Raw genomic sequence first — 20823 nt, forward strand, 5'->3', positions numbered from 1 at the left:
AGCGGGGTACACCCGGCCTGCCGGGCGGCATCATGGACCCATGCCCGAAGGAGACACTGTCTGGCGGACGGCCAGGCGCCTGCACCAGGCCCTGGCGGGCCGGCCGCTCACCGGCTGCGACCTGCGCGTCCCCCGACTGGCCACGGTCGACCTCACCGGGCGCCGGGTGGGGGACGTCACCGCGCGCGGGAAGCATCTCCTCACCCGCCTGGAGGGCGGCCTGACGCTCCACTCCCATCTGCGGATGGACGGCGCCTGGCATCTGTACGACCCCGGCGAGCGGTGGCGCGGCGGACCGCTCCACCAGGTGCGCGCCGTCCTCAGCACCGCCGAGCGCACGGCCGTCGGCTACCGCCTCCCCGTTCTCGAACTGCTCCGCACCGCGGACGAGGACCGGGCGGTCGGCCACCTCGGCCCCGATCTCCTCGGCCCCGACTGGGATCCGCAGGAGGCCGTGCGCCGACTGCTCTCCGACCCCGCCCGCCCCCTCGGCGACGCGCTGCTCGATCAGCGCAACCTCGCCGGGATCGGCAATGTGTACAAGTCGGAGCTGTGTTTCCTGCTGCGCGTCTCCCCCTGGCTCGCCATCGGCGAAGTGCCGTCCCCGGAGCGCCTGGTGGCCCTCGCCAAAAGGCTGCTGGAGGCCAACAAGACCCGGCCGGCGCGCATCACCACGGCCGAGTCGCGCGCTGACCGCCGGCTGTGGGTCTACGGCCGGGCGGGCAAGCCCTGTCTGCGCTGTGGGACTCCCGTACGCATGGAGCAGGGCCGCACCGGCCAGGAGCGCAGCACCTACTGGTGCCCGGCCTGCCAGCCGGGCCCGGCCGTCGACGGCTGACCGCGCATCCGGCCGACTGCTCCACCGCCCGGCCGGTCAACTAATTGACGACCCGTCAGACCCGGTCGTACGGTCACGCCATGACCCTCACCGCGTACGACCTCACCGGCCGCACCGCACTGGTCACCGGCGCGGCCAGCGGAATCGGCCGGGCCAGCGCCACCCTGCTCGCCGAGGCCGGCGCGACCGTCCACTGCGCGGACCTGGACGGCGAGGGCGCACAACGGACAGCCGACGACATCACCGCAGCCGGGGGCAGCGCCCACGCCCACACCCTCGATGTCGCCGACCGCGCGCAGATCGCCGGCGCGGTGGCGGCCGTACGCAGCGGCGGAGGCCTGGACATCATGGCCAACATCGCCGGGGTCATGCACAGCAGCACCGTCCTGGAGACGGACGACGCCGATCTCGACCGCGTCCTGGCGGTCAACTTCAAAGGGGTGCTGTACGGCTGCCAGGAGGCGGCCCGCGCCATGATCGAGCAGGGCACGGGCGGCACCATCGTCACGATGGCCTCCGGCGCCATCGACACCGGCGCGCCCGGCCTGCTCTGCTACGGCGTCGCCAAGGCCGCCGTCGTCCAGCTCACCAAGACCCTCGCCGCCGAGGTGGGCCGCCACGGCATCCGCGTCAACGCCGTCGCCCCCGGATGGATCCGCACGCCCATGACCGACCGACACAGCGACGAGGAGCAGCGCCTGGCGGAAGAGCCGATGGTGCGGCGCACCCCGTTGGGGCGGGTGGGCGAACCGACGGACGTCGCGCACGCCGTGCTCCACCTGGCGTCCGACGCCTCATCCTTCATGACGGGCCAGATCCTGCGCCCGAACGGCGGCGTCGCCATGCCCTGGTGACCCCGGCCGCGACCATGGCCCCGACCAGAGCCGGCGCCACGACCGCCCCCGGGAGGGACCGCAGTGGACCGGCAGCAGACTCAGCCCCCAGCCGCCCGCCGTGAACGCCCCCTCGACCGGCCCGGTCTGCTCCGGCGCCGCGGCCAGCCGCAGCACCGCCCACCACCACACCCCTCCGAGAGCGAGTGCGACCGCCCACCGGACGGGTCCGCGGCGCTGGTTGTCGGCCCCTCCCACGGCTGCCATCGACTGCCTCCTTCGGCCGACGCTAGACGCCCGCTCAGTGACGACGGGAGGGCGCACGGAAGGCTCATGGGCGCGTGTCAGAGGTCCCGCGCCCCCGCCTGCCCAGCCTCTCCGCCCCGCACCCGGAACCGGAAACCACCGCCGCCCCCGGGCAACCGGACTAACGGCCGTTGACGTTCTCCGCCTGGAACATCCAGTGGTGCTTCTCCAGATCACGCGTGAGCCCGATGAGGATGTCCTGTGTCACCGGGTCGGGGTCGGCCGTGGCCTCGATGCGGTCCCGCATGCGGGTGATCACGGATCCAAGGCCGGCCACCAGGGCCCGTACGGCATCCCGGTCCTCGGTCCAGCCGCTCTTGGCCTTCTCGATGCCGCTGGTCGCGGCCACAGTGGCGGCACGGCCGTCCGGGGGCACCCCGAGCGCCGAGGCCCGCTCCGCGACGGTGTCGGCGTGCGTCCTGGCGGTGGTGACGACCTCGTCCAGCTGCAGATGGACCGAACGGAACCGCGGGCCGACGATGGTCCAGTGGACCTGCTTGCTCACGAGCGCCAAGTCGACGAGGTCGACGAGAGCACCCTGCAGCGCGTCGCCGACGACCTTGAGGTTCTCCTCCGAGAGCGGGCTCTTCACCACAGACATCCATCTCCTCCTTTTCGACCTGTTGACTACTTTTTGAATACCTTTTGAACCATTTGGTGCCTTTTGATCCCTCCCTCCACCTTCCCATAGAGTCACCCGTGCGCGACCGGGCAAACGTCGAGCCCCGGTCGGTGCAGTACCGACCGGGGCTCAAAAGCTCTCCGCTGTCAGGGCGCGACGCTCCAGGGCGCCACGGCGCTCAGGCCGCGACCACGTCCACAGCCTCCGTAGGCGCCTTGATGGTCACCCGCTCCTCCGGGACACCCGTCACGGACGTCACGGAAACCGAATTGAGCATGGGCCGCATCGGCGCGGGCACCTTCTCGCTCGCCGCCGTCGACTCCGCCAGCTCCGCGAGCGACAGCTCGTCGCTCACCTCTCGCATGACCTGGGACATCCTGACGTCCAGTGCGTCACAGATCGCGGACAGCAGCTCGGAGGACGCCTCCTTCTGGCCGCGCTCCACTTCTGAGAGATAGCCGAGGGACACCCGGGCGGAGGAGGACACCTCGCGCAGGGTACGGCCCTGGCGCTGGCGCTGCCGGCGCAGCACGTCACCCAGCAGGCGACGGAGCAGAATCATCGCTGGCTCCCTCCTCGGACCTCGGATCCGGATCCTTCACGCCCCACCGTACCGCCTCTTGCTTCGCCCGTGCGGGGAGCGATGTCGTGTTCACTCAGGGCTGCAAACATCAAATCCCCCCGTGTTGTTCCGTATCCTGTGCCCTCGCAGTCGCGATCAATTCCCTCAACAGCAGCTTGACCGCCGCCTCCACGCTCTGTCCACGGATTCCGGCACGGTCTCCGGCCAACCGCAGCGCCACCCCGGTGGCCGCCCCCGACGGCCCCGCCACGGCCACATGGACCGTGCCCACGGGCTGTCCGTCCTGCGGTGTGGGCCCGGCCACACCCGTGGTCGCCACGCCCCAGTCCGCGGCCAGCACCCGTCGCACACCCCGCGCCATCTGCCGGGCGACCTCCGCGTCCACGGCCCCGCGCGCGTCGAGCAGGGCCCCGTCCACGCCCAGGAGATCCCGCTTGACCTCCGTGGCGTACGCGGTCACCGAGCCGCGGAAGGTGCGGGACGCGCCCGGCGCGGCGGTCAGCTCGGCGGCCACCAGCCCGCCGGTCAGCGATTCGGCGGCGGCGACGGTCTCACCGCGCCCCTCCAGCAGCGCCAGCGCCTCGGCCGCCTCGGCCTCCGCTCCCACGTCTCCCCCCTGTTCCCCGGTCATCCCACGGACTCCCGCTCCGCGGCCCGGCCGGCCCGGCGCAGCACGATCGCCTGCCGGACGTAGTCGATTCCGGTGAGCACGGTGAGCGCCACGGCCGCGGCCATCACCCAGAACCGCAGCGTGGCCAGCGGGCCGGTGAGCGCCAGGATGTACATGCCCACAGCGACGCCCTGGGTGAGCGTCTTCATCTTCCCGCCCCGGCTCGCCGGGATCACCCCGTGCCTGATCACCCAGAAGCGCATCAGTGTGATCCCGATCTCACGGAAGAGGATCACTCCGGTGACCCACCACGGAAGGTCGGACAGGGCCGACAGACAGATCAGCGCGGCACCCATGATCGCCTTGTCGGCGATCGGGTCGGCGATCTTGCCGAAGTTGGTGACCAGGTTGTACCGGCGCGCCAGATGCCCGTCGAAGAGGTCGGTGATCATGGCGATGGCGAACGCGGCCCAGGCGAAGGAGCGCCAGGCGGGGTCGTACCCGCCGTTGTGCAGCATCAGCAACACGAACCCAGGTACCAGAAGCAGCCGGACCATGGTGAGGATGTTGGCGATGTTCCACAGCCCGACAGGCCGGGCGGCCGCGGCCGGGCGGTGGTGGCCCCCCGCGGCGGAGGCCGGGACTCCGCTCATCTGCCCGCCTCCTCGGAACACGCGCCGCCGGCCGGCCGCTCCCCCTGCTCCAGCACTTCGGCGACCAGGTCCACGCCCTCCGCCGCCACCACCTGCGCCGTGACCAGCTGCCCCACGGCGGGCACCGGGCCGGCCCCGGACATGGTCAGCAGGGTCTGGCCGTCGGTCTCGGGCGCCTGGTGGGCGGCGCGCCCCACCAGGGATCCCACGCCCTCGTCGGCGCCGTCGGTGTCCTCGGCGGCGTACGCGTCACCGGTTTCCTCGACCAGCACCTCGAGCACGTCGCCCAGCCGCTCCTCGGCCCGCTGCGCGGTGAGCTCCTCGGCCAGCCGCGAGACATGCGCCAGCCGCTCGGCGACCTCGTCCGGGTCGACCTTGTCCTCATAGGTCGCGGCCTCGGTGCCGTCCTCGTCCGAATAACCGAAGACGCCGATCGCGTCCAGCCGGGCCTCGCCGAGGAACCGCTCCAGCTCGGCCAGGTCGGCCTCGGTCTCGCCGGGGAAGCCGACGATGAAGTTGGACCGGACACCCGCCTGCGGCGCCTTGGCCCGGATCCGGTCGAGCAGCTCCAGGAAGCGGTCGGTGTCCCCGAAGCGGCGCATCGCCCGCAGCACCGAGGGGGCGGAGTGCTGGAAGGACAGGTCGAAGTAGGGGGCGACCTTCTCGGTCGATGTGAGCACGTCGATCAGCGAGGGCCGCATCTCGGCGGGCTGCAGATAGCTGACCCGGATCCGCTCGATACCGTCCACCGCGGCCAGCTCGGGCAGCAGCGTCTCCAGCAGCCGGATGTCGCCGAGGTCCTTGCCGTAGGAGGTGTTGTTCTCGGAGACCAGCATGATCTCCTTCACGCCCTGCTCGGCCAGCCAGCGTGTCTCGCCCAGCACATCGGAGGGTCTGCGTGAGATGAAGGACCCGCGGAAGGACGGGATGGCGCAGAAGGAGCACCGCCGGTCGCAGCCGGAGGCCAGCTTGACGGAGGCCACCGGGCTGCTGCCCAGTCTGCGGCGCAGCGGGGCCCGGGGCCCGGAGGCCGGGGCCACGCCCGCGGGCAGGTCCTCGGGTGCGGGAGCGGTCTCGGCCTGCGCATGGCCGGGCAGGGCGACCTCGGCGGCCCCCTGTCGCTCGGCCGGGCTGATGGGCAGCAGTTTGCGCCGGTCGCGCGGTGTGTGCGAGGCGTGGATCCCGCCGGACAGGATGGTCTGCAGCCGGTCCGAGATATGGGTGTAGTCGTCGAAGCCGAGCACCCCGTCGGCCTCGGGCAGCGCCTCCGCCAGCTCTTTTCCGTACCGCTCGGCCATGCAGCCGACGGCGACCACGGCCTGGGTGCGGCCGTGGTCCTTCAGGTCGTTGGCCTCCAGCAGGGCGTCGACCGAGTCCTTCTTGGCCGCCTCCACGAATCCACATGTATTGACGACGGCGACATCCGCGTCGGCGGCTTCCTCGACGAGCTCCCAGCCGTCCGCCGCCAAGCGGCCTGCGAGCTCCTCCGAGTCCACCTCGTTACGGGCGCAGCCAAGAGTGACAAGGGCGACGGTGCGGCGTTCGGACATGGGCTCAGACTACTTCGTCGCGCCGACACCTCCCGCTGCCAGGGCTCCCGTCCGGCTGCCGGCTCAGCCCGCTTCGGGATCTCCCTTGGTGTAGCTCAGCCGCTGGACCTGCCCGTTGGCCGCCAGGTCCTTGACCTCCTTGCCGTTCACGAAGAGCTTGATTGCCTGGGCGTTGCCGAGCACCAGGTCGATCCGCTTGCTGTCGCTGAAGGTCTTGGAGTCGCCCTGGCGCAGCAGCCCCTCGTGGATCAGCCGTCCGTTGTGATCCTGGGCGGAGATCCAGCTCTGCCCGTTCTCCGCGGTCAGCCTGACCGTGACCTTGTCGGCCGGAACACCCGCGATGGCGCTGTCGTCGCCGCCGGAGGGTGTGGGCTTCTGGTCGGCGGGCTTGGTGGGGGTGGGCTTGGCGGTCGGCTTGGTGGTGGGCGGCTTGGTCGTCGAGGTCTCCTCGGCGACCGTGGAGCCGCCGTCCTCGTTTCCGCCGCTGAAGAGCGTGAAACCGACGAATCCCACGACCGCGACGATCGCCGCGACCATGGCGGCCGTCCAGTTGGGGCGGCGGGGCTCGGGACGGATCCGCTCGGCCTCGAACACCGGCGCCGTCAGGGTCGGCACGGGGCGGCCTCCGTGCTCGGCGTCGTACTGGGCGACCAGGGCGTCCGGGTCCAGGCCGACGGCGCGGGCGAGCACACGGATATGCCCCCGGGCGTAGACGTCGCCGCCGCATCGCGCGTAATCGTCCTGCTCGATGCCTTGTACGAGGGGAATGCGCACCCGGGTGGTGGTACTGACCTCGTCGACGGTCAGCCCCGCGGCGATGCGGGCCTGCTGGAGGACGCGACCGACGGAAGGCCGGTCGTCTTCGGGGGAGTTGCCGATGGACACGGGGGCGCCTTTCGAGCGTGTAGCCACCTGCTGGAGGTTCAGTCTAGGGGTGGGGCGAAAGGGTCGGGCAAGCGGGAGGACGGAGTTTGTCCGCCATCAGGATTGCCGTATGACCACCATCGTGGGACATCCCTTTGCCACCTCCCTCAACTTGACGTATCGGCAGGGGAAACGGTTGCCCGCCGATTCCTTATGGGTGAGCCTCCCCGCGGATCACCGCGAGCACTCCATCCAATTCATCCGGTTTGACCAGTACATCGCGCGCCTTGGAACCCTCGCTCGGGCCGACGACCCCGCGCGACTCCATGAGGTCCATCAGCCGTCCCGCCTTGGCGAAACCGACCCGCAGCTTGCGCTGCAGCATCGACGTCGACCCGAACTGTGTGGAAACGACCAGCTCAGCGGCCTGGCACAGCAGATCCAGATCATCGCCGATGTCCTCGTCGATCTCCTTCTTCTTCGCCGTCCCGACGGTGACGTCGTCGCGGAAGACGGGCGCCATCTGTGCCTTGCAGTGCTCGACGACGGCGGCGACCTCCTCCTCCGTGACGAAGGCGCCCTGCATCCGGACCGGCTTGCTCGCGCCCATCGGCAGGAACAGGCTGTCGCCCTTGCCGATCAGCTTCTCGGCGCCGGCCTGGTCCAGGATCACCCGGCTGTCGGCGAGCGAGGAGGTGGCGAAGGCGAGCCGTGAGGGCACGTTCGCCTTGATCAGGCCGGTGACGACGTCCACCGACGGCCGCTGGGTGGCCAGCACCAGATGGATGCCCGCCGCACGGGCCAGCTGGGTGATGCGGACGATCGAGTCCTCGACGTCCCGGGGCGCGACCATCATCAGGTCGGCGAGCTCGTCGACGATCACCAGCAGATACGGGTAGGGCTTGAGCTCGCGCTCGCTCCCCTCGGGCTGCTTCACCTTGCCGGCGCGCACCGCCGCGTTGAAGTCGTCCACATGCCGGAAGCCGAACGCCGCGAGGTCGTCGTAGCGCAGGTCCATCTCCCGTACGACCCACTGCAGGGCCTCGGCGGCGCGCTTGGGGTTGGTGATGATCGGTGTGATCAGATGCGGGATGCCCTCGTACGCGGTCAGCTCCACGCGCTTGGGGTCGACCAGCACCATCCGAACGTCGTCCGGGGTGGCGCGCGCCATCACCGAGGTGATCAGGCAGTTGATGCACGACGACTTTCCGGAGCCGGTGGCGCCGGCCACCAGCACATGGGGCATGGTCGCCAGGTTGTGGGCGACATAGCCGCCCTCGACGTCCTTGCCGAGCCCGACGATCATCGGGTGGTCGTCGCCGACGGCGTCGGCCGAGCGCAGCACGTCCCCCAGCCGGACCATCTCGCGGTCGCTGTTGGGGATCTCGATGCCCACGGCGGACTTGCCGGGGATCGGGCTGATGATGCGCACATCGGGGCTGGCGACGGCGTAGGCGATGTTCTTGGTCAGCGCCGTGATCCGCTCGACCTTCACCGCCGGGCCCAGCTCCACCTCGTAGCGGGTGACCGTCGGGCCGCGGGTGAAGCCGGTGACCGACGCGTCCACCTTGAACTCGGTGAACACGTTCGACAGCGAGGCGACGACGGCGTCGTTGGCCGGGCTGCGGCTCTTGCCGGGGCCGCCGCGCTCCAGCAGCTCGAGCGAGGGCAGGGCGTAGGTGATGTCGCCGGAGAGCTGCAGCTGCTCGGCGCGGGGTGGCAGCGGCTCGGAAGGCTCGGGCGCGGGCCGGGTCAGGTCGGGGACGACGGCCGACCGCTCCTCCTCGTCGGCCCCCTCCTTCCGGCCGGCTCGCTTGCGCTTGCCCGCCGTGGCCCCCGCGCCTCCGCTCTGCTCGGCGTCGCGCGCACCGGGCACCGCGCCCGTGTCGGATCCGGTGCCCCGGTCGGTGGAGATCCCGCTGCTGAGCCCGGCGACCAGCGGTGAGGGCTGGACGCCGTGCAGCACCGCCCCGTCCAGGGCCGCGGCCGCGGCGGCCGCCACGTCCACGGCGTCCATAGGGCGGTCGAGCGGCGGCTGCGCGGCCGCCCCGCGGCGCGGACGGCGGCGCTTGCGCAGCGCGTCCTCCTCGGCCCGCTCCGGGTCGCTCGCGCCCTGTCGGCCCCCCGGGCCCGCCGAGGCCCGCCGAGGCCGTCTGGCGGGCGTCTCGCGCCATTCCTCGGCGTACTCCCCGGCGCCGTACGGCTCGTAGTCGTCGTAGGCCCCGTAGCCGTCGTCGCCCGCCCCGTATTCCGCGGTGCGCTCCCGTACGAGGCCGAGCTTGACGCCGAGCAGGCGCAGCCGCTGCGGGATGGCGGCGACGGGCGTCGCGGTGACGACCAGCAGCCCGAAGACGGTGAGCAGCACCAGCAGCGGTACGGCCAGCACCTCGCCCATCGCGAGGATCAGCGGCCGGGACGCCGCCCACCCGATCAGGCCGCCCGCGTCCTGGATCGCCTGGGTGCCCTGGCCGCGCCCCGGCGCCCCGCAGGCGATGTGGACCTGTCCGAGGACGCCGATCACCAGGGCGGACAGACCGATGACGATCCGCCCGTTCGCCTCCGGCTTCTCGGGGTGGAGGATCAGGCGGACCGCGATCGCGCCCAGCAGTATCGGCACGACCAGGTCGAGCCGGCCGAAGGCGCCGGTGACCAGCGCCTCGACCAGGTCGCCGACCGGGCCCTGGAGGTTGGACCAGGTGCCGACCGCGACGATCAGGGCCAGGGCGAGCAGCAGCAGCGCGCTGCCGTCCTTGCGGTGGGCCGGGTCCAGTCCCTTCGCGCCGCGCCCTATGCCGCGGAACAGCGCCGCGACGCCGCGGGCCAGGCCCATCCAGACGGCGCGCGCCGCGCGGAACACCCCACCGGTGGGGCTCGGCGCCGGCTTGGGCGGCGCGGCCTTGGCGGCGGCCTTCTTCGGCGCGGCCTTCTTCGCGGGCGCGGCGGACTTCTTGGCGGGCGCTTTCTTGGCGGCCGCCTTTTTCGCGGGTGCCTTCTTGGCGGCGCCCCCGGGCTGCCCGGCGCGCTTCTTCGAGGTGCCCGCCGTGCTCTGGGAACCCTTGCCGGACGTACGAGAGGCCATGAGGGCGAGATTACCCGCGTCCGCCGTACGGAGCACGCATACGACGGTGGCAGGCGTCACTCACGTCACACCCGTGACGGACCCGGCCGCCCCGGCGGGCGGGAGGCGCGGGGTGACAGGGCGTCAAGGCGACGGGGCGTCACGGTCCCGGCAGCCGGAGGAGGGTGACGGTGCGCCGCTCAGTTCTGCGAGGGCATCGCGCTCGCTCCACCGCCGGCGCCGGGCTCCAGCGCGTCCAGCGCTCGCCGCAGTCCGGTCAGTTTCCGCTCCAGATGGGCGGCGGTCGCCACGGCGGCCGCGTCCGCGGACTCGTCCAGCTGCTTCGACAGCGCCTCGGCCTGCTCCTCCACCGCGGCCAGCCGCGCGGACAGCTCGGCCAGCAGCCCCGCCGCCTCCTTGGCGTCCTCACCGGCGGGCTGGCCGCCCTCCAACTGCAGCCGCAGCAGCGAAGCCTGCTCCCTCAGCTGGCAGTTCTTCATGTACAGGTCGACGAAGACCGAGACCTTCGCACGCAGCACCCACGGGTCGAAGGGCTTGGAGATGTAGTCGACCGCGCCCGCCGCGTACCCCCGGAAGGTGTGGTGCGGACCATGGTTGATCGCGGTGAGAAAGATGATCGGGATGTCGCGGGTCCGCTCCCGCCGCTTGATGTGCGCGGCGGTCTCGAAACCGTCCATCCCCGGCATCTGGACGTCCAGCAGGATCACCGCGAAGTCGTCCGTCAGCAGCGCCTTGAGCGCTTCCTCCCCTGACGATGCCCGTACCAGTGTCTGATCGAGCGCGGAGAGAATGGCCTCCAGCGCCAGCAGATTCTCCGGCCGGTCATCGACCAGGAGGATCTTGGCCTTCTGCACCATGGCCCGTCCTCCTCGCCCCGGCATGGGGCCTCCCCTGCTCGAAGAGCTCGGGGAAGCGCCGGGCGCCGCCCCGGGGGACGACTCCCTTGCGCCGCCCGTCCTTGTGCCGGTCATGGTAGCCGCACCCCGCTGTTCGCCACACCCTGTCACCGCGATGTCACTGTGCACGTAGCAGAAACGCGGTAAGAGACCAGAAGGTTCCCCGAATACCGTGTTCCCACACGTGTTCGGCGACACTCAGTCAACAGCCTTGCCACAAGCCGCGTTCCCACCGGTCACTCCGCGCCCATCCACTGTTCCATGACCGCGAGGAGATGATCCGTGTCCACGGGCTTGGTCACATAATCCGACGCGCCGGCCTGGATGCTCTTCTCCCGGTCGCCCTTCATCGCCTTCGCGGTGAGGGCGATGATCGGCAGCCCGGCGAACTGGGGCATCCTGCGGATCGCGGCCGTCGTGGCGTAACCGTCCATCTCCGGCATCATGATGTCCATCAGGACGAGCACGACGTCGTCGTGCTGCTCGAGCACCTCGATGCCCTCCCGGCCGTTCTCGGCGTAGAGCACCTGCAGCCCGTGCTGCTCCAGCACGCTGGTGAGCGCGAACACATTGCGGATGTCGTCGTCGACGATCAGCACCTTCTCGCCGTGGAACCCGCCCGCCGGCTCCGGCGCGACCAGGTCCTGGCCCCCGAGCAGCCAGGGCTCGGGAGCCTCCGTACGCCGCGGGGCCGGGCGGCGGCCCAACCGGGCCAGGGACGCCCCGTCGGCCGTCTCCTGCTCGGCCCGCCGGCCGCTGCGCAAGCTCCGCGCGCCGCCGCGCGCCCGTCGCTGCGCCGCCGCGCGCTCCGAGGCCTCCTGCGCGGCCTCCAGCGGCTCCGCGGCGTCCTCCTCGGCCGAGGCCTCGGCGCCGGTGTCCAGCACGGCCTCCAAGGCCAGCGCGGGCTCTCCGCCCGGGCCGAGCTGCGGATAGCCCTGGGGCGGCAGCTCGCTGGGGTGGAGCGGCAGGTACAGCGTGAAGGTCGAGCCGCGGCCCGGCTCGCTGGCGGCGTGGATCTCGCCGCCGAGCAGCCGGGCGATCTCCCGGCTGATGGACAGGCCGAGGCCGGTGCCGCCGTACTTGCGGCTGGTGGTGCCGTCGGCCTGCTTGAACGCCTCGAAGATCACCCGCATCTTGCTGCTCGCGATGCCGATACCGGTGTCGGTGACCGAGAACGCGATCATCTCGGCGTCCGGGTCGCGCAGCGCGCCGTGCTCCAGGAGCTGCTCCCGGATCCCGTCGGGCACATCCGCGCCCGCGGGCCTGATGACCAGCTCCACGGCCCCGGTGTCGGTGAACTTCACCGCGTTGGACAGCAGGTTGCGCAGCACCTGCAGCAGCCGCTGCTCGTCGGTGTGCAGCGTCGCCGGGAGCTCCGGGGAGACCCGCACGGAGAAGTCGAGGCCCTTCTCCGCGGTCAGCGGCCTGAACGTCGCCTCCACGTAGTCGACGAGCTGGATCAGCGCGATACGGGTCGGGCTGACGTCCATCTTGCCCGCCTCGACCTTCGACAGGTCCAGGATGTCGTTGATCAGCTGCAGCAGGTCCGAGCCCGCGCCGTGGATGGTCTCGGCGAACTCCACCTGCTTGGGCGAGAGATTGCCGTCGGCGTTGTCGGCCAGCAGCTTGGCGAGGATCAGCAGGGAGTTGAGCGGGGTGCGCAGCTCATGCGACATGTTCGCCAGGAACTCGCTCTTGTAGCGCATCGAGACCGCGAGTTGCTCGGCGCGCTCCTCCAGCACCTGCCGGGCCTCTTCGATCTCGGTGTTCTTGACCTCGATGTCGCGGTTCTGCCGCGCCAGCAGCGCCGCCTTCTCCTCCAGTTCCGCGTTGGAGGCCTGCAGCGCCTTCTGCCGGTTCTCCAGCTCGGCCGACCGCTCCCGCAGCTGCTCGGTGAGCTCCTGCGACTGCTTGAGCAGCACCTCCGTCTTGGTGTTGACGCTGATGGTGTTGACGCTGGTGCCGATCATCTCGGCGATCTGGTTGAGGAAGTCCTTCTGGATCTGGGTGAAGGGCTGGAAGGAGGCCAGCTCGATCACGCCGAGGAGCTGTCCCTCGAACAGCACCGGAAGCACGATCACATTGGCGGGGGCGGCCTCGCCGAGGCCCGAGGAGATCCTCAGGTAGTTCGGCGGCACCCGCTCGATCAGAATGCTGCGCTTCTCGACCGCGACCGTGCCGATGAGCGACTCGCCCGGCCGGAAGGTGGTCGGCATGGTGCCCTTGGAGTAGCCGTAACTGCCGGTCAGGCGCAGCTCGTAGGCGTCCTCGCCGCCGTCGGCGACGGCCTCCACGCCCTCGTCGGTCGGCACCGCCAGGAAGAACGCGCCGTGCTGCGCGGAGACCACCGGGGTCAGCTCGCTCATGATCAGCCGGGCGACGTCCGCCAGGTCGCGCCGCCCCTGCATCAGACCGGAGATACGGGCCAGGTTGCCCTTGAGCCAGTCCTGCTCCTCGTTGGCGAGCGTCGTCTCGCGCAGGTTGGCGATCATGGTGTTGATGTTGTCCTGGAGGACCTGGATCTCCCCCGCGGCATCCACATCGATCTTGAGGTTGAGGTCGCCGCGGGTCACCGCGGTGGCGACCTCGGCGATGGCGCGCACCTGACGGGTCAGGTTGCCCGCCATCTCGTTCACCGACTCGGTCAGGTCCTTCCAGGTGCCGGCCACGTCGCGCACCCGCGCCTGACCGCCCAGCTGCCCCTCCGTACCCACCTCGCGGGCCACCCGGGTGACCTGGTCGGCGAACGAGGACAGCTGGTCGACCATCGTGTTGATCGTCGTCTTGAGCTCGAGGATCTCGCCCCGCGCCTCGATGTCGATCTTCTTCGTCAGATCGCCCTGGGCGATCGCCGTCGTGACCATCGCGATGTTGCGGACCTGCCCGGTCAGGTTGGACGCCATCGAGTTCACGGACTCGGTGAGGTCCTTCCAGGTCCCCGAGACGCCGGGCACCCGCGCCTGGCCGCCGAGGATGCCGTCGGTGCCCACCTCACGCGCCACACGGGTGACCTCGTCAGCGAAGGACGACAGCGTCGTCACCATCGTGTTGACGGTGTCGGCGAGCGCCGCGACCTCGCCGCGGGCCTCGACCGTCACCTTCTTCGTCAGGTCCCCGTTGGCGACCGCGGCCGAGACCTGGGAAATGTTGCGCACCTGAATGGTGAGGTTGTTGGCCATCAGGTTGACGTTGTTGCTCAGGTCCTTCCAGATGCCGGTCACCCCCGGCACCCGCGCCTGGCCGCCCAGCTGGCCCTCCGTACCCACCTCACGGGCCACCCGGGTGACCTGCTCCGCGAACGACGACAGCTGGTCCACCATCGTGTTCACGGTCGTGACGAGCTCGAGGATCTCCCCCTTGGCGTCGACCGTGATCTTCTTCGACAGATCGCCCTTGGCGACCGCCGTGGTCACTTCGGCGATGCTGCGCACCTGGGAGGTCAGGTTGTCGGCCATGCCGTTCACGGACTGGGTGAGGTCCTTCCAGGTGCCGGAGACCCCCTGCACCTCGGCCTGCCCGCCCAGCTGGCCCTCCGTACCCACCTCGCGGGCAACCCTGGTGACCTCCTCGGCGAAGGAGGACAGCTGGTCGACCATGGTGTTGAGGGTGTTCTTCAGCTCCAGGATCTCGCCGCGCGCGTCCACCTCGATCTTCTGCGACAGATCACCACGCGCCACCGCCGTGGCGACCTGCGCGATACTGCGGACCTGGGCGGTCAGATTGCCCGCCATGCTGTTCACCGAGTCGGTCAGATCGCGCCACACGCCCGCCACGCCGGGCACCCGCGCCTGTCCGCCCAGCCGGCCTTCCGTGCCCACCTCGCGGGCGACCCGGGTCACCTGCTCGGCGAAGTCGGAGAGCTGGTCGACCATCGTGTTGATGGTGTTCTTCAGCTCCAGGATCTCGCCGCGCGCATCCACCTCGATCTTCTGCGACAGATCACCACGCGCCACCGCCGTGGTCACCTGCGCGATCCCGCGCACCTGCGACGTCAGATTCCCCGCCATCGAGTTGACGGAGTCGGTCAGGTCCTTCCACGTGCCGCTGACGCCGTCGACCCGGGCCTGACCGCCAAGCCGGCCCTCGGTGCCCACGTCCCGGGCCATCCGCGTGACCTGGTCGGCGAAGGACGACAGCTGGTCCACCATCGTGTTCACAGTGTTCTTCAGCTGGAGCATCTCGCCGGACACATCCACGGTGACCTTCTGCGACAGGTCGCCGTTGGCCACCGCCGTCGTCACCTGCGCGATGTTACGGACCTGTCCGGTGAGGTTACGGAACGCGGTGTTCACCGAATCGGTGAGATCCTTCCACGTTCCCGCCGCACCCGGCACCTGCGCCTGGCCGCCGAGCTCGCCCTCGACGCCGATCTCCCGCGCCACCCGCGTCACCTCGGCACCGAAGGACTGCAGCTGGTCGACCATCGTGTTGACGGTGTTCTTCAGCTCCAGCATCTCGCCGGCCACATCGACCGTGACCTTCTGCGACAGGTCGCCGTTGGCCACCGCCGTCGTCACCTGCGCGATGTCACGCACCTGCGCGGTGAGGTTACGGAACGCGGTGTTCACCGAATCGGTGAGATCCTTCCACGTCCCCGCCGCACCCGGCACCTGCGCCTGGCCGCCCAGCAGGCCCTCGGCCCCGACCTCGCTGGCCACCCGCGTCACCTCGTCGGCGAAGGTGCGCAGCGTCTCGGTCATCGTGTTGATCGTCTCGGCGAGCTGGGCGACTTCACCGCGCGCGCTCACCGTCACCTTCTGTGACAGATCGCCATTGGCGACCGCCGTGGTGACCTGGGCGATCCCGCGCACCTGGGCGGTGAGGTTCCCGGCCATCAGGTTGACGGAGTCCGTGAGGTCCTTCCACACCCCGGCCACGCCGGGGACCTTCGCCTGACCGCCGAGCTCGCCCTCGGTGCCCACCTCACGGGCGACCCGCGTCACCTCCGAGGCGAAGGACGAGAGCTGGTCCACCATCGTGTTGACGGTGTTCTTCAGCTCCAGCATCTCGCCGGCCACGTGCACCGTGACCTTCCGGGACAGATCACCCTTGGCCACCGCCGTGGTCACCAGAGCGATGTCACGTACCTGAGCGGTGAGCCGGGACGCCATCGTGTTGACGGACTCCGTGAGGTCCTTCCACGAACCCGACATTCCGCGCACCCGGGCCTGGCCGCCGAGCTTGCCCTCGGTGCCCACCTCGCTGGCCACCCGCGTCACCTCGTCGGTGAACGCCGACAGCTGATCCACCAGGCCGTTGACCGTACGGCCGACCTTCAGGAACTCCCCGCGCAGCGGATGCCCCGAGCCGTCCGCCCCCTGCGAGCGCAGATCCATCCGCTGCTCCAGGTCGCCCTCGGCGACCGCGGACAGCACCCGGCCGACCTCGGACACGGGGCGCACGAGATCATCCACCAGCGCATTGGAGGCATCGATGGCCGCCGCCCACGACCCCTCGCACGCCCCCATCTCCAGCCGCTCCGTGAGTTTCCCCTCACGTCCGACCACCCGGCGCACCCGCGCCAGCTCGCCCGTGAGCTGCAGATTACGGTCGGCGACCTCGTTGAAGACCGCCGCGATCTCGGACATCACGCCCTCGCCCGAGACCGTCAGGCGCTTGCGGAAGTTCCCGTCCCGCATGGCCGTCATCGCCGTGAGCAGCCGGTTCAGGGCTGCCGTGTCCACTTCAGTCGTCCCATTGCTCCGGGACCGTCCGCCTTTCGCGCGCGTGCTCGTGCCTCGCGTCGCAGCGCCAGACTCCACCGTGTCCCTCCCGCAGGGTTGACCGTCCTCGTCGGGTTCTTCTTCCAGCCTGCCCAGTGTTTCACCATGGCCCAACCAGGCCATAACAGTTCGGCAGCATCGCATACCCCCGGCAGCACACTCTCGCCCCCGTCAGCACACTGTGGGGTGGAATCAGCCCCCACCGGCATTCGCGGAAGCGGCGGAGGTAAGTAACCTGGCATCCGGCCAGGCATCGGAGGGGCGCTGCGACATGGGTGAGCAGATCGCCGAGACACGTATGAGGAGACCTGTGATCACCGCGCGGGCTGCCGCCACCTTCGAACCGGTGGGACGCTCGGTCGCCTCCGCCCGCACATTCGTCCGCGACACCCTCCAAGGGTGGGGCCTCACCGATATCGTCGACGACGCGGTCGTGCTGACCAGCGAGTTGGTCACCAACGCGGTCGTACACTCCGGGACGGCCGCCGACGTCGTGTGCATCCGCGCCGACAGCGGCGTACGCATCGAGGTCACCGACCGCTACCCGGAGCGAGAGCTCCCGCTGCAGACCACCAGCCACCCCGTCAGCAACCCCGACCGCGAGGGCGGCCGCGGCCTGCTGCTGTGCGCCGCGCTCGCCTCCCGCTGGGGCGTCGAGTACACCGCCACCCACAAGCAGGTCTGGTTCCACCTCGAATTCCCGGACCGCCCGGCCGGCACCCGCTCGGCCGGCCCCGCCCTGCCCACCGACGCCCTGCCCGTCACCGACGCCCGGGTCCGCGTCGCGGTCACCCAGATCGACCGCACCGGCCTGATCAGCGCCTGGAACGACGACGCACAGGAACTGTTCGGCTACGCGGCGGACCAGATCATCGGCAAACCCCTCACCGACCTCGCGGCCTGGCCGCACACCCCTGGGACCGGCACCGGAGTCGCCGAGGCCCTGCAGCTCTCCCGCTGGGAGGGCTCGTACGGCATCCGGGGCGCCGACGGCCGCGTCATCCCCGTGTACGCCTCCCACCTCCGCGTCCGCGACGCCGACGGCGATCCGTCCACCGTCTGCCTGCTGGTGCGCGAACGGGAGCGCGCGGTGCTCCAGAGCCCCCAGCGCGCCCCCGGGGCCGACGCCGCGGACAGCGCCGAGCGCGGCCCGGCCGGCGACGCCTTCGAGGTCTCCATCGGCTCCCCGGCCCCCGACGACCTCGACGGGCTGCTGCAGCGCACCGTCGAGCGCGCCCGCGACATGCTCGACGGCGACGCCGCCTATCTGCTGCTCGCCACCGACGACGAGACCGAACTGGAGGTCCGCGCCTCCACCGGGCTCACCTCCGCCCGCCAGCGCTTCGCCCGCGTCCCCGTCGAGGCAGGCACCGGCCGCTACGGCTCGGCCCGGATGCCCGCCGTCCACGAGGACCTGTCCATCGTGCCCGGCGCCGTCCCGCTCCTCGCCAACACCGGCCTGCGCTCGGTCGTCACCGTCCCGCTGAAGGTCGAGGGCCGGCTCACCGGCTCCCTGGGCGTCGCGTCCGAGTCCCCCGGCCGGTACAGCAACGAGGAAGCGCTACGGCTGCAGTTCGCCGCGGACCGCATCGCCCTCGCCGTCGAACGCGCCCGCCTCACCGAGCTGGAGCGGCTGCGCCGCAACTCCCTCTCCTTCCTCGTCGAGGCCTCCGACCTGCTCGCCGGCACCCTCGACCGCGACCAGACGCTCGCCCTCATGGCCCAGATGACCGTGCCCACGCTGGCCAACTGGTGCGCCGTGTACACCGTGGCCGACCCCGCCTCCGACCCCGAGCTGTCCTATGTGCTGCACGAGGACGAGGAGCGCATCGACGGCCTCAAAGCCCTGTTGACGAGGATCGACCCACCCGAGCAGGTGCGCACCGGCGGCGCCCGTCTGTGGACCGCCCCCGCCCAGGCCGCCCAGGCCGCGGCGCTGCGCACCTCGCTGCGCAGCCTGAGCCTCGGCGACGCCGCCCGCCCCTCCTCGGGCCCCAGCGCCTCGCTCGCCACCGCCTCGGCGGTCGGCGGCGAGACCGTGGTGCTGCCCCTGGTCGCCCGCAACCGCGTCATCGGCATGCTCACCCTCGGCAAGTCCACCGACGGGCACTTCCGCCAGGAGAACCTGGAACTCGCCGAAGACCTCTCCCGCAGGGCGGCCCTCGCGCTCGACAACGCGCGGCTGTACTCGGAGCGCACCGCCATCAGCCAGTCCCTGCAGCGCAGCCTGCTGCCGCCCGAACTACCCGACGTCTCCGGCGTGGAGGTCGAGGTCATCTACCGCGCGGCGGGCGAGGGCAACGAGGTCGGCGGCGACTTCTACGACCTCTTCCCGATCCGCGACGGCGCGTACGGCTTCGCCATCGGCGACGTCTGCGGCACCGGCCCCGAGGCCGCCGCGGTCACCGGCCTGGCCCGCCACGCGCTGCGGCTGCTCGCCCGCGAGGGCTTCGGCGGCCCTGCGGTGCTGGAGCGCCTCAACACCGCCATTCTCGACGAGGGCGCCCGCAGCCGCTTCCTGACGCTCCTTTACGGGGAACTGTGGCCGCAGGAGGACGGCAGCGCCGAGCTGAAGGTCGTCTGCGCGGGCCACCCGCTGCCCCTGCGGCTGCGCCAGGACGGCTCCGTGGAGCCCGCGGCCGAACCCCAGCCGCTGCTCGGCGTGATGGAAGACCTCGAACTGTACGAGCAGACGGTCACCCTCGACCCGGGAGACGTCCTGCTGTGCGTCACCGACGGCGTGACCGAGCGCCGCGAGGGCGCCCGGATGCTCGGCGACGACGGCCTCACCGATGTGCTGACGACCTGCACCGGTCTGACGGCCGGCGCGGTGGCCTCTCGGGTGCTGCGCGCCGTGGAGCGGTTCGCGGCGCAGCCGCCGTCCGACGACATGGCCATCCTCGCCATGCGCGTTCCCGAGCCGCATGACGCCTGAAACGGCATGAGGCCTGCAACGACGAAGGCCCTCGCCAATTGGCGAGGGCCTTGTTCCGTGAAATGAGAGCCCCAATACGGAATCGAACCGTAGACCTTCTCCTTACCATGGAGACGCTCTGCCGACTGAGCTATTGGGGCGCGTCGACGGAATAAATCATACCCCGGAGATCGAGGTGCTCCGTACCACCGCCCCAAACGGCTGCCGTCAAGCCGCCGCCGAGTCGCTCGAGTCGCTGCTGAACCGCTGTTAAGCCGCTGCCTGAAGTACCCCGCCGAGCGCATTGCACGCGGATACCACTCGCTGCAACTCCCGCCGCGTCATCGTCGCGTCGACCGGCAGCGCCAGGCATTCATCGGCAGCCCGCTCGGTCTCCGCGAGCCACAAATCCCGCCGGAATCGCGCGGTGCGGTGCGCCGGCGTCTGCACGGGAACATGGCACACCACACCGCGGGAACGCAGCGTACGGGCGAAGGCATCACGGTCCGGCCTGCCGTTCCCCGGAACGCGCACCACGTACTGCTGATAGGTGTGCTGAACCCCGGGCGCCACCCAGGGGGTGATCACGCCGCGCAACTTCCCGTTCAGATAGGCCGCGTTCGCCTGCCGACGCAGTACCTCGCCGTCCGGCTCGGGACGCGCCCCGTACTCGATGACGAGCAGCCCGTGCCGCCTGCCGAGTTCACCGAGACGGACCATGTCGGCCGGGTGCCCGAAGGTGTGCACCACGATGACGGCGGCGGTCTGGGGCGTCAGCGCGCGGGCAACCGCGGCCGGGTCTATGCAATAGGTATTGGCGTCGATGTCCACGAACACCGGCCGTGCCCCGGCCAGCAGGACCGCTTCCGCGGCCTCGGGCGTGCCGTACGACGGCACCACCACCTCGTCACCCGGCCGTACGCCCGACCTGGTGAGCTCTTGCAACAGCTCATCCGCAGGAGTCCCCATGGCTGGCATCGTGCCCAGGCAACATGAACACCGAGTGGCCCGCAGCACAACAAAAGAGAGCTCTGTCAGGAATCAATGTTCCCGACAGAGCTCTCTTGTAAGAATTGTTCGGCGGCGTCCTACTCTCCCACAGGGTCCCCCCTGCAGTACCATCGGCGCTGAAAGGCTTAGCTTCCGGGTTCGGAATGTAACCGGGCGTTTCCCTAACGCAATAACCACCGAAACACTATGAAGAAAACAAACCAACACCACCACACGAGAGTGTGTGAATGGTTGGTCGTTACTTCAGAACCAACACAGTGGACGCGAGCAACTGAGGACAAGCCCTCGGCCTATTAGTACCAGTCAACTCCACCGGTCACCCGGCTTCCATATCTGGCCTA

The 20823-nt window shown here is 70.5% G+C and carries 13 protein-coding genes, 1 tRNA gene and 1 rRNA gene; 3 read left to right on the forward strand and 12 right to left on the reverse strand.

Translation table 11 applies throughout. The annotated features are described in order from the left end of the window. The first annotated feature begins 40 nt into the window (after positions 1-40). Both ACFZDL_RS03145 and ACFZDL_RS03150 read left to right on the forward strand, forming a co-directional pair. Positions 41-838 (forward strand): DNA-formamidopyrimidine glycosylase family protein, encoded by a 798-nt coding sequence (locus tag ACFZDL_RS03145; protein ID WP_353590829.1) that lies wholly within the window; start codon positions 41-43, stop codon positions 836-838. An 80-nt stretch (positions 839-918) separates the two neighbouring features. After that, positions 919-1692 (forward strand): SDR family NAD(P)-dependent oxidoreductase, encoded by a 774-nt coding sequence (locus ACFZDL_RS03150; protein ID WP_353590828.1) that lies wholly within the window; start codon positions 919-921, stop codon positions 1690-1692. 406 nt (positions 1693-2098) lie between these two features. On the opposite strand, the gene ACFZDL_RS03155 is transcribed toward ACFZDL_RS03150, so the two are convergent. The 9 genes from ACFZDL_RS03155 to ACFZDL_RS03195 all read right to left on the reverse strand — a co-directional run bounded on the left by ACFZDL_RS03155 (position 2099) and on the right by ACFZDL_RS03195 (position 16596). Then, positions 2099-2578 (reverse strand): DNA starvation/stationary phase protection protein, encoded by a 480-nt coding sequence (locus tag ACFZDL_RS03155; RefSeq protein WP_353590827.1) that lies wholly within the window; start codon positions 2576-2578, stop codon positions 2099-2101. 199 nt (positions 2579-2777) lie between these two features. After that, positions 2778-3161: a helix-turn-helix domain-containing protein gene (locus tag ACFZDL_RS03160; RefSeq protein ID WP_065965310.1), complete on the reverse strand. Its 384-nt coding sequence runs from the start codon at positions 3159-3161 to the stop codon at positions 2778-2780. A 109-nt stretch (positions 3162-3270) separates the two neighbouring features. Then, positions 3271-3813, reverse strand: a complete 543-nt coding sequence (locus ACFZDL_RS03165) for a CinA family protein (protein ID WP_353590826.1) — start codon at positions 3811-3813, stop codon at positions 3271-3273. Further along, the gene (gene pgsA, locus ACFZDL_RS03170) at positions 3810-4445 is read right to left on the reverse strand and encodes a CDP-diacylglycerol--glycerol-3-phosphate 3-phosphatidyltransferase (RefSeq protein ID WP_353590825.1); all 636 of its coding nucleotides are present in this window, start codon (positions 4443-4445) and stop codon (positions 3810-3812) included. Before pgsA ends, ACFZDL_RS03165 begins: the two co-directional genes overlap by 4 nt. Further along, complete coding sequence (gene rimO / locus ACFZDL_RS03175) at positions 4442-5995, reverse strand: 30S ribosomal protein S12 methylthiotransferase RimO (RefSeq protein WP_353590824.1); 1554 nt, start codon at positions 5993-5995, stop codon at positions 4442-4444. Before rimO ends, pgsA begins: the two co-directional genes overlap by 4 nt. Positions 5996-6058: 63 nt before the next feature. Then, on the reverse strand, positions 6059-6880 hold the full coding sequence (locus ACFZDL_RS03180; protein WP_353590823.1) for a helix-turn-helix domain-containing protein: 822 nt from the start codon (positions 6878-6880) through the stop codon (positions 6059-6061). Between the two features lie 190 nt (positions 6881-7070). Next, positions 7071-9938 carry a DNA translocase FtsK gene (locus tag ACFZDL_RS03185; RefSeq protein WP_353590822.1) on the reverse strand — a complete coding sequence of 956 codons (2868 nt, stop codon included), beginning with the start codon at positions 9936-9938 and terminating at the stop codon, positions 7071-7073. Between the two features lie 179 nt (positions 9939-10117). Further along, on the reverse strand, positions 10118-10795 hold the full coding sequence (locus tag ACFZDL_RS03190; RefSeq protein WP_353590821.1) for a response regulator: 678 nt from the start codon (positions 10793-10795) through the stop codon (positions 10118-10120). A gap of 275 nt (positions 10796-11070) precedes the next feature. Then, entirely contained in the window at positions 11071-16596 is a 5526-nt protein-coding gene (locus ACFZDL_RS03195) for a HAMP domain-containing protein (protein WP_353590820.1), read from the reverse strand. A gap of 232 nt (positions 16597-16828) precedes the next feature. Here ACFZDL_RS03195 and ACFZDL_RS03200 point away from each other — a divergent pair, with 232 nt between their 5' ends. Further along, positions 16829-19492, forward strand: coding sequence for a SpoIIE family protein phosphatase (locus ACFZDL_RS03200; protein WP_391190158.1), 2664 nt, complete (start codon positions 16829-16831; stop codon positions 19490-19492). Between the two features lie 67 nt (positions 19493-19559). On the opposite strand, the gene ACFZDL_RS03205 is transcribed toward ACFZDL_RS03200, so the two are convergent. From ACFZDL_RS03205 to rrf, 3 genes are all read right to left on the reverse strand, one after another. Continuing rightward, positions 19560-19632: transfer RNA gene (locus ACFZDL_RS03205), tRNA-Thr, on the reverse strand. A gap of 109 nt (positions 19633-19741) precedes the next feature. Beyond that, the gene (locus ACFZDL_RS03210; RefSeq protein WP_353590819.1) at positions 19742-20440 is read right to left on the reverse strand and encodes a DegT/DnrJ/EryC1/StrS family aminotransferase; all 699 of its coding nucleotides are present in this window, start codon (positions 20438-20440) and stop codon (positions 19742-19744) included. 106 nt (positions 20441-20546) lie between these two features. Next, positions 20547-20663: ribosomal RNA gene (rrf, locus tag ACFZDL_RS03215) — 5S ribosomal RNA — on the reverse strand. Positions 20664-20823 lie beyond the last annotated feature (160 nt).

The sequence above is a fragment of the Streptomyces sp. NPDC007917 genome, assembly GCF_042959105.1.
GTDB lineage: Bacteria > Actinomycetota > Actinomycetes > Streptomycetales > Streptomycetaceae > Streptomyces.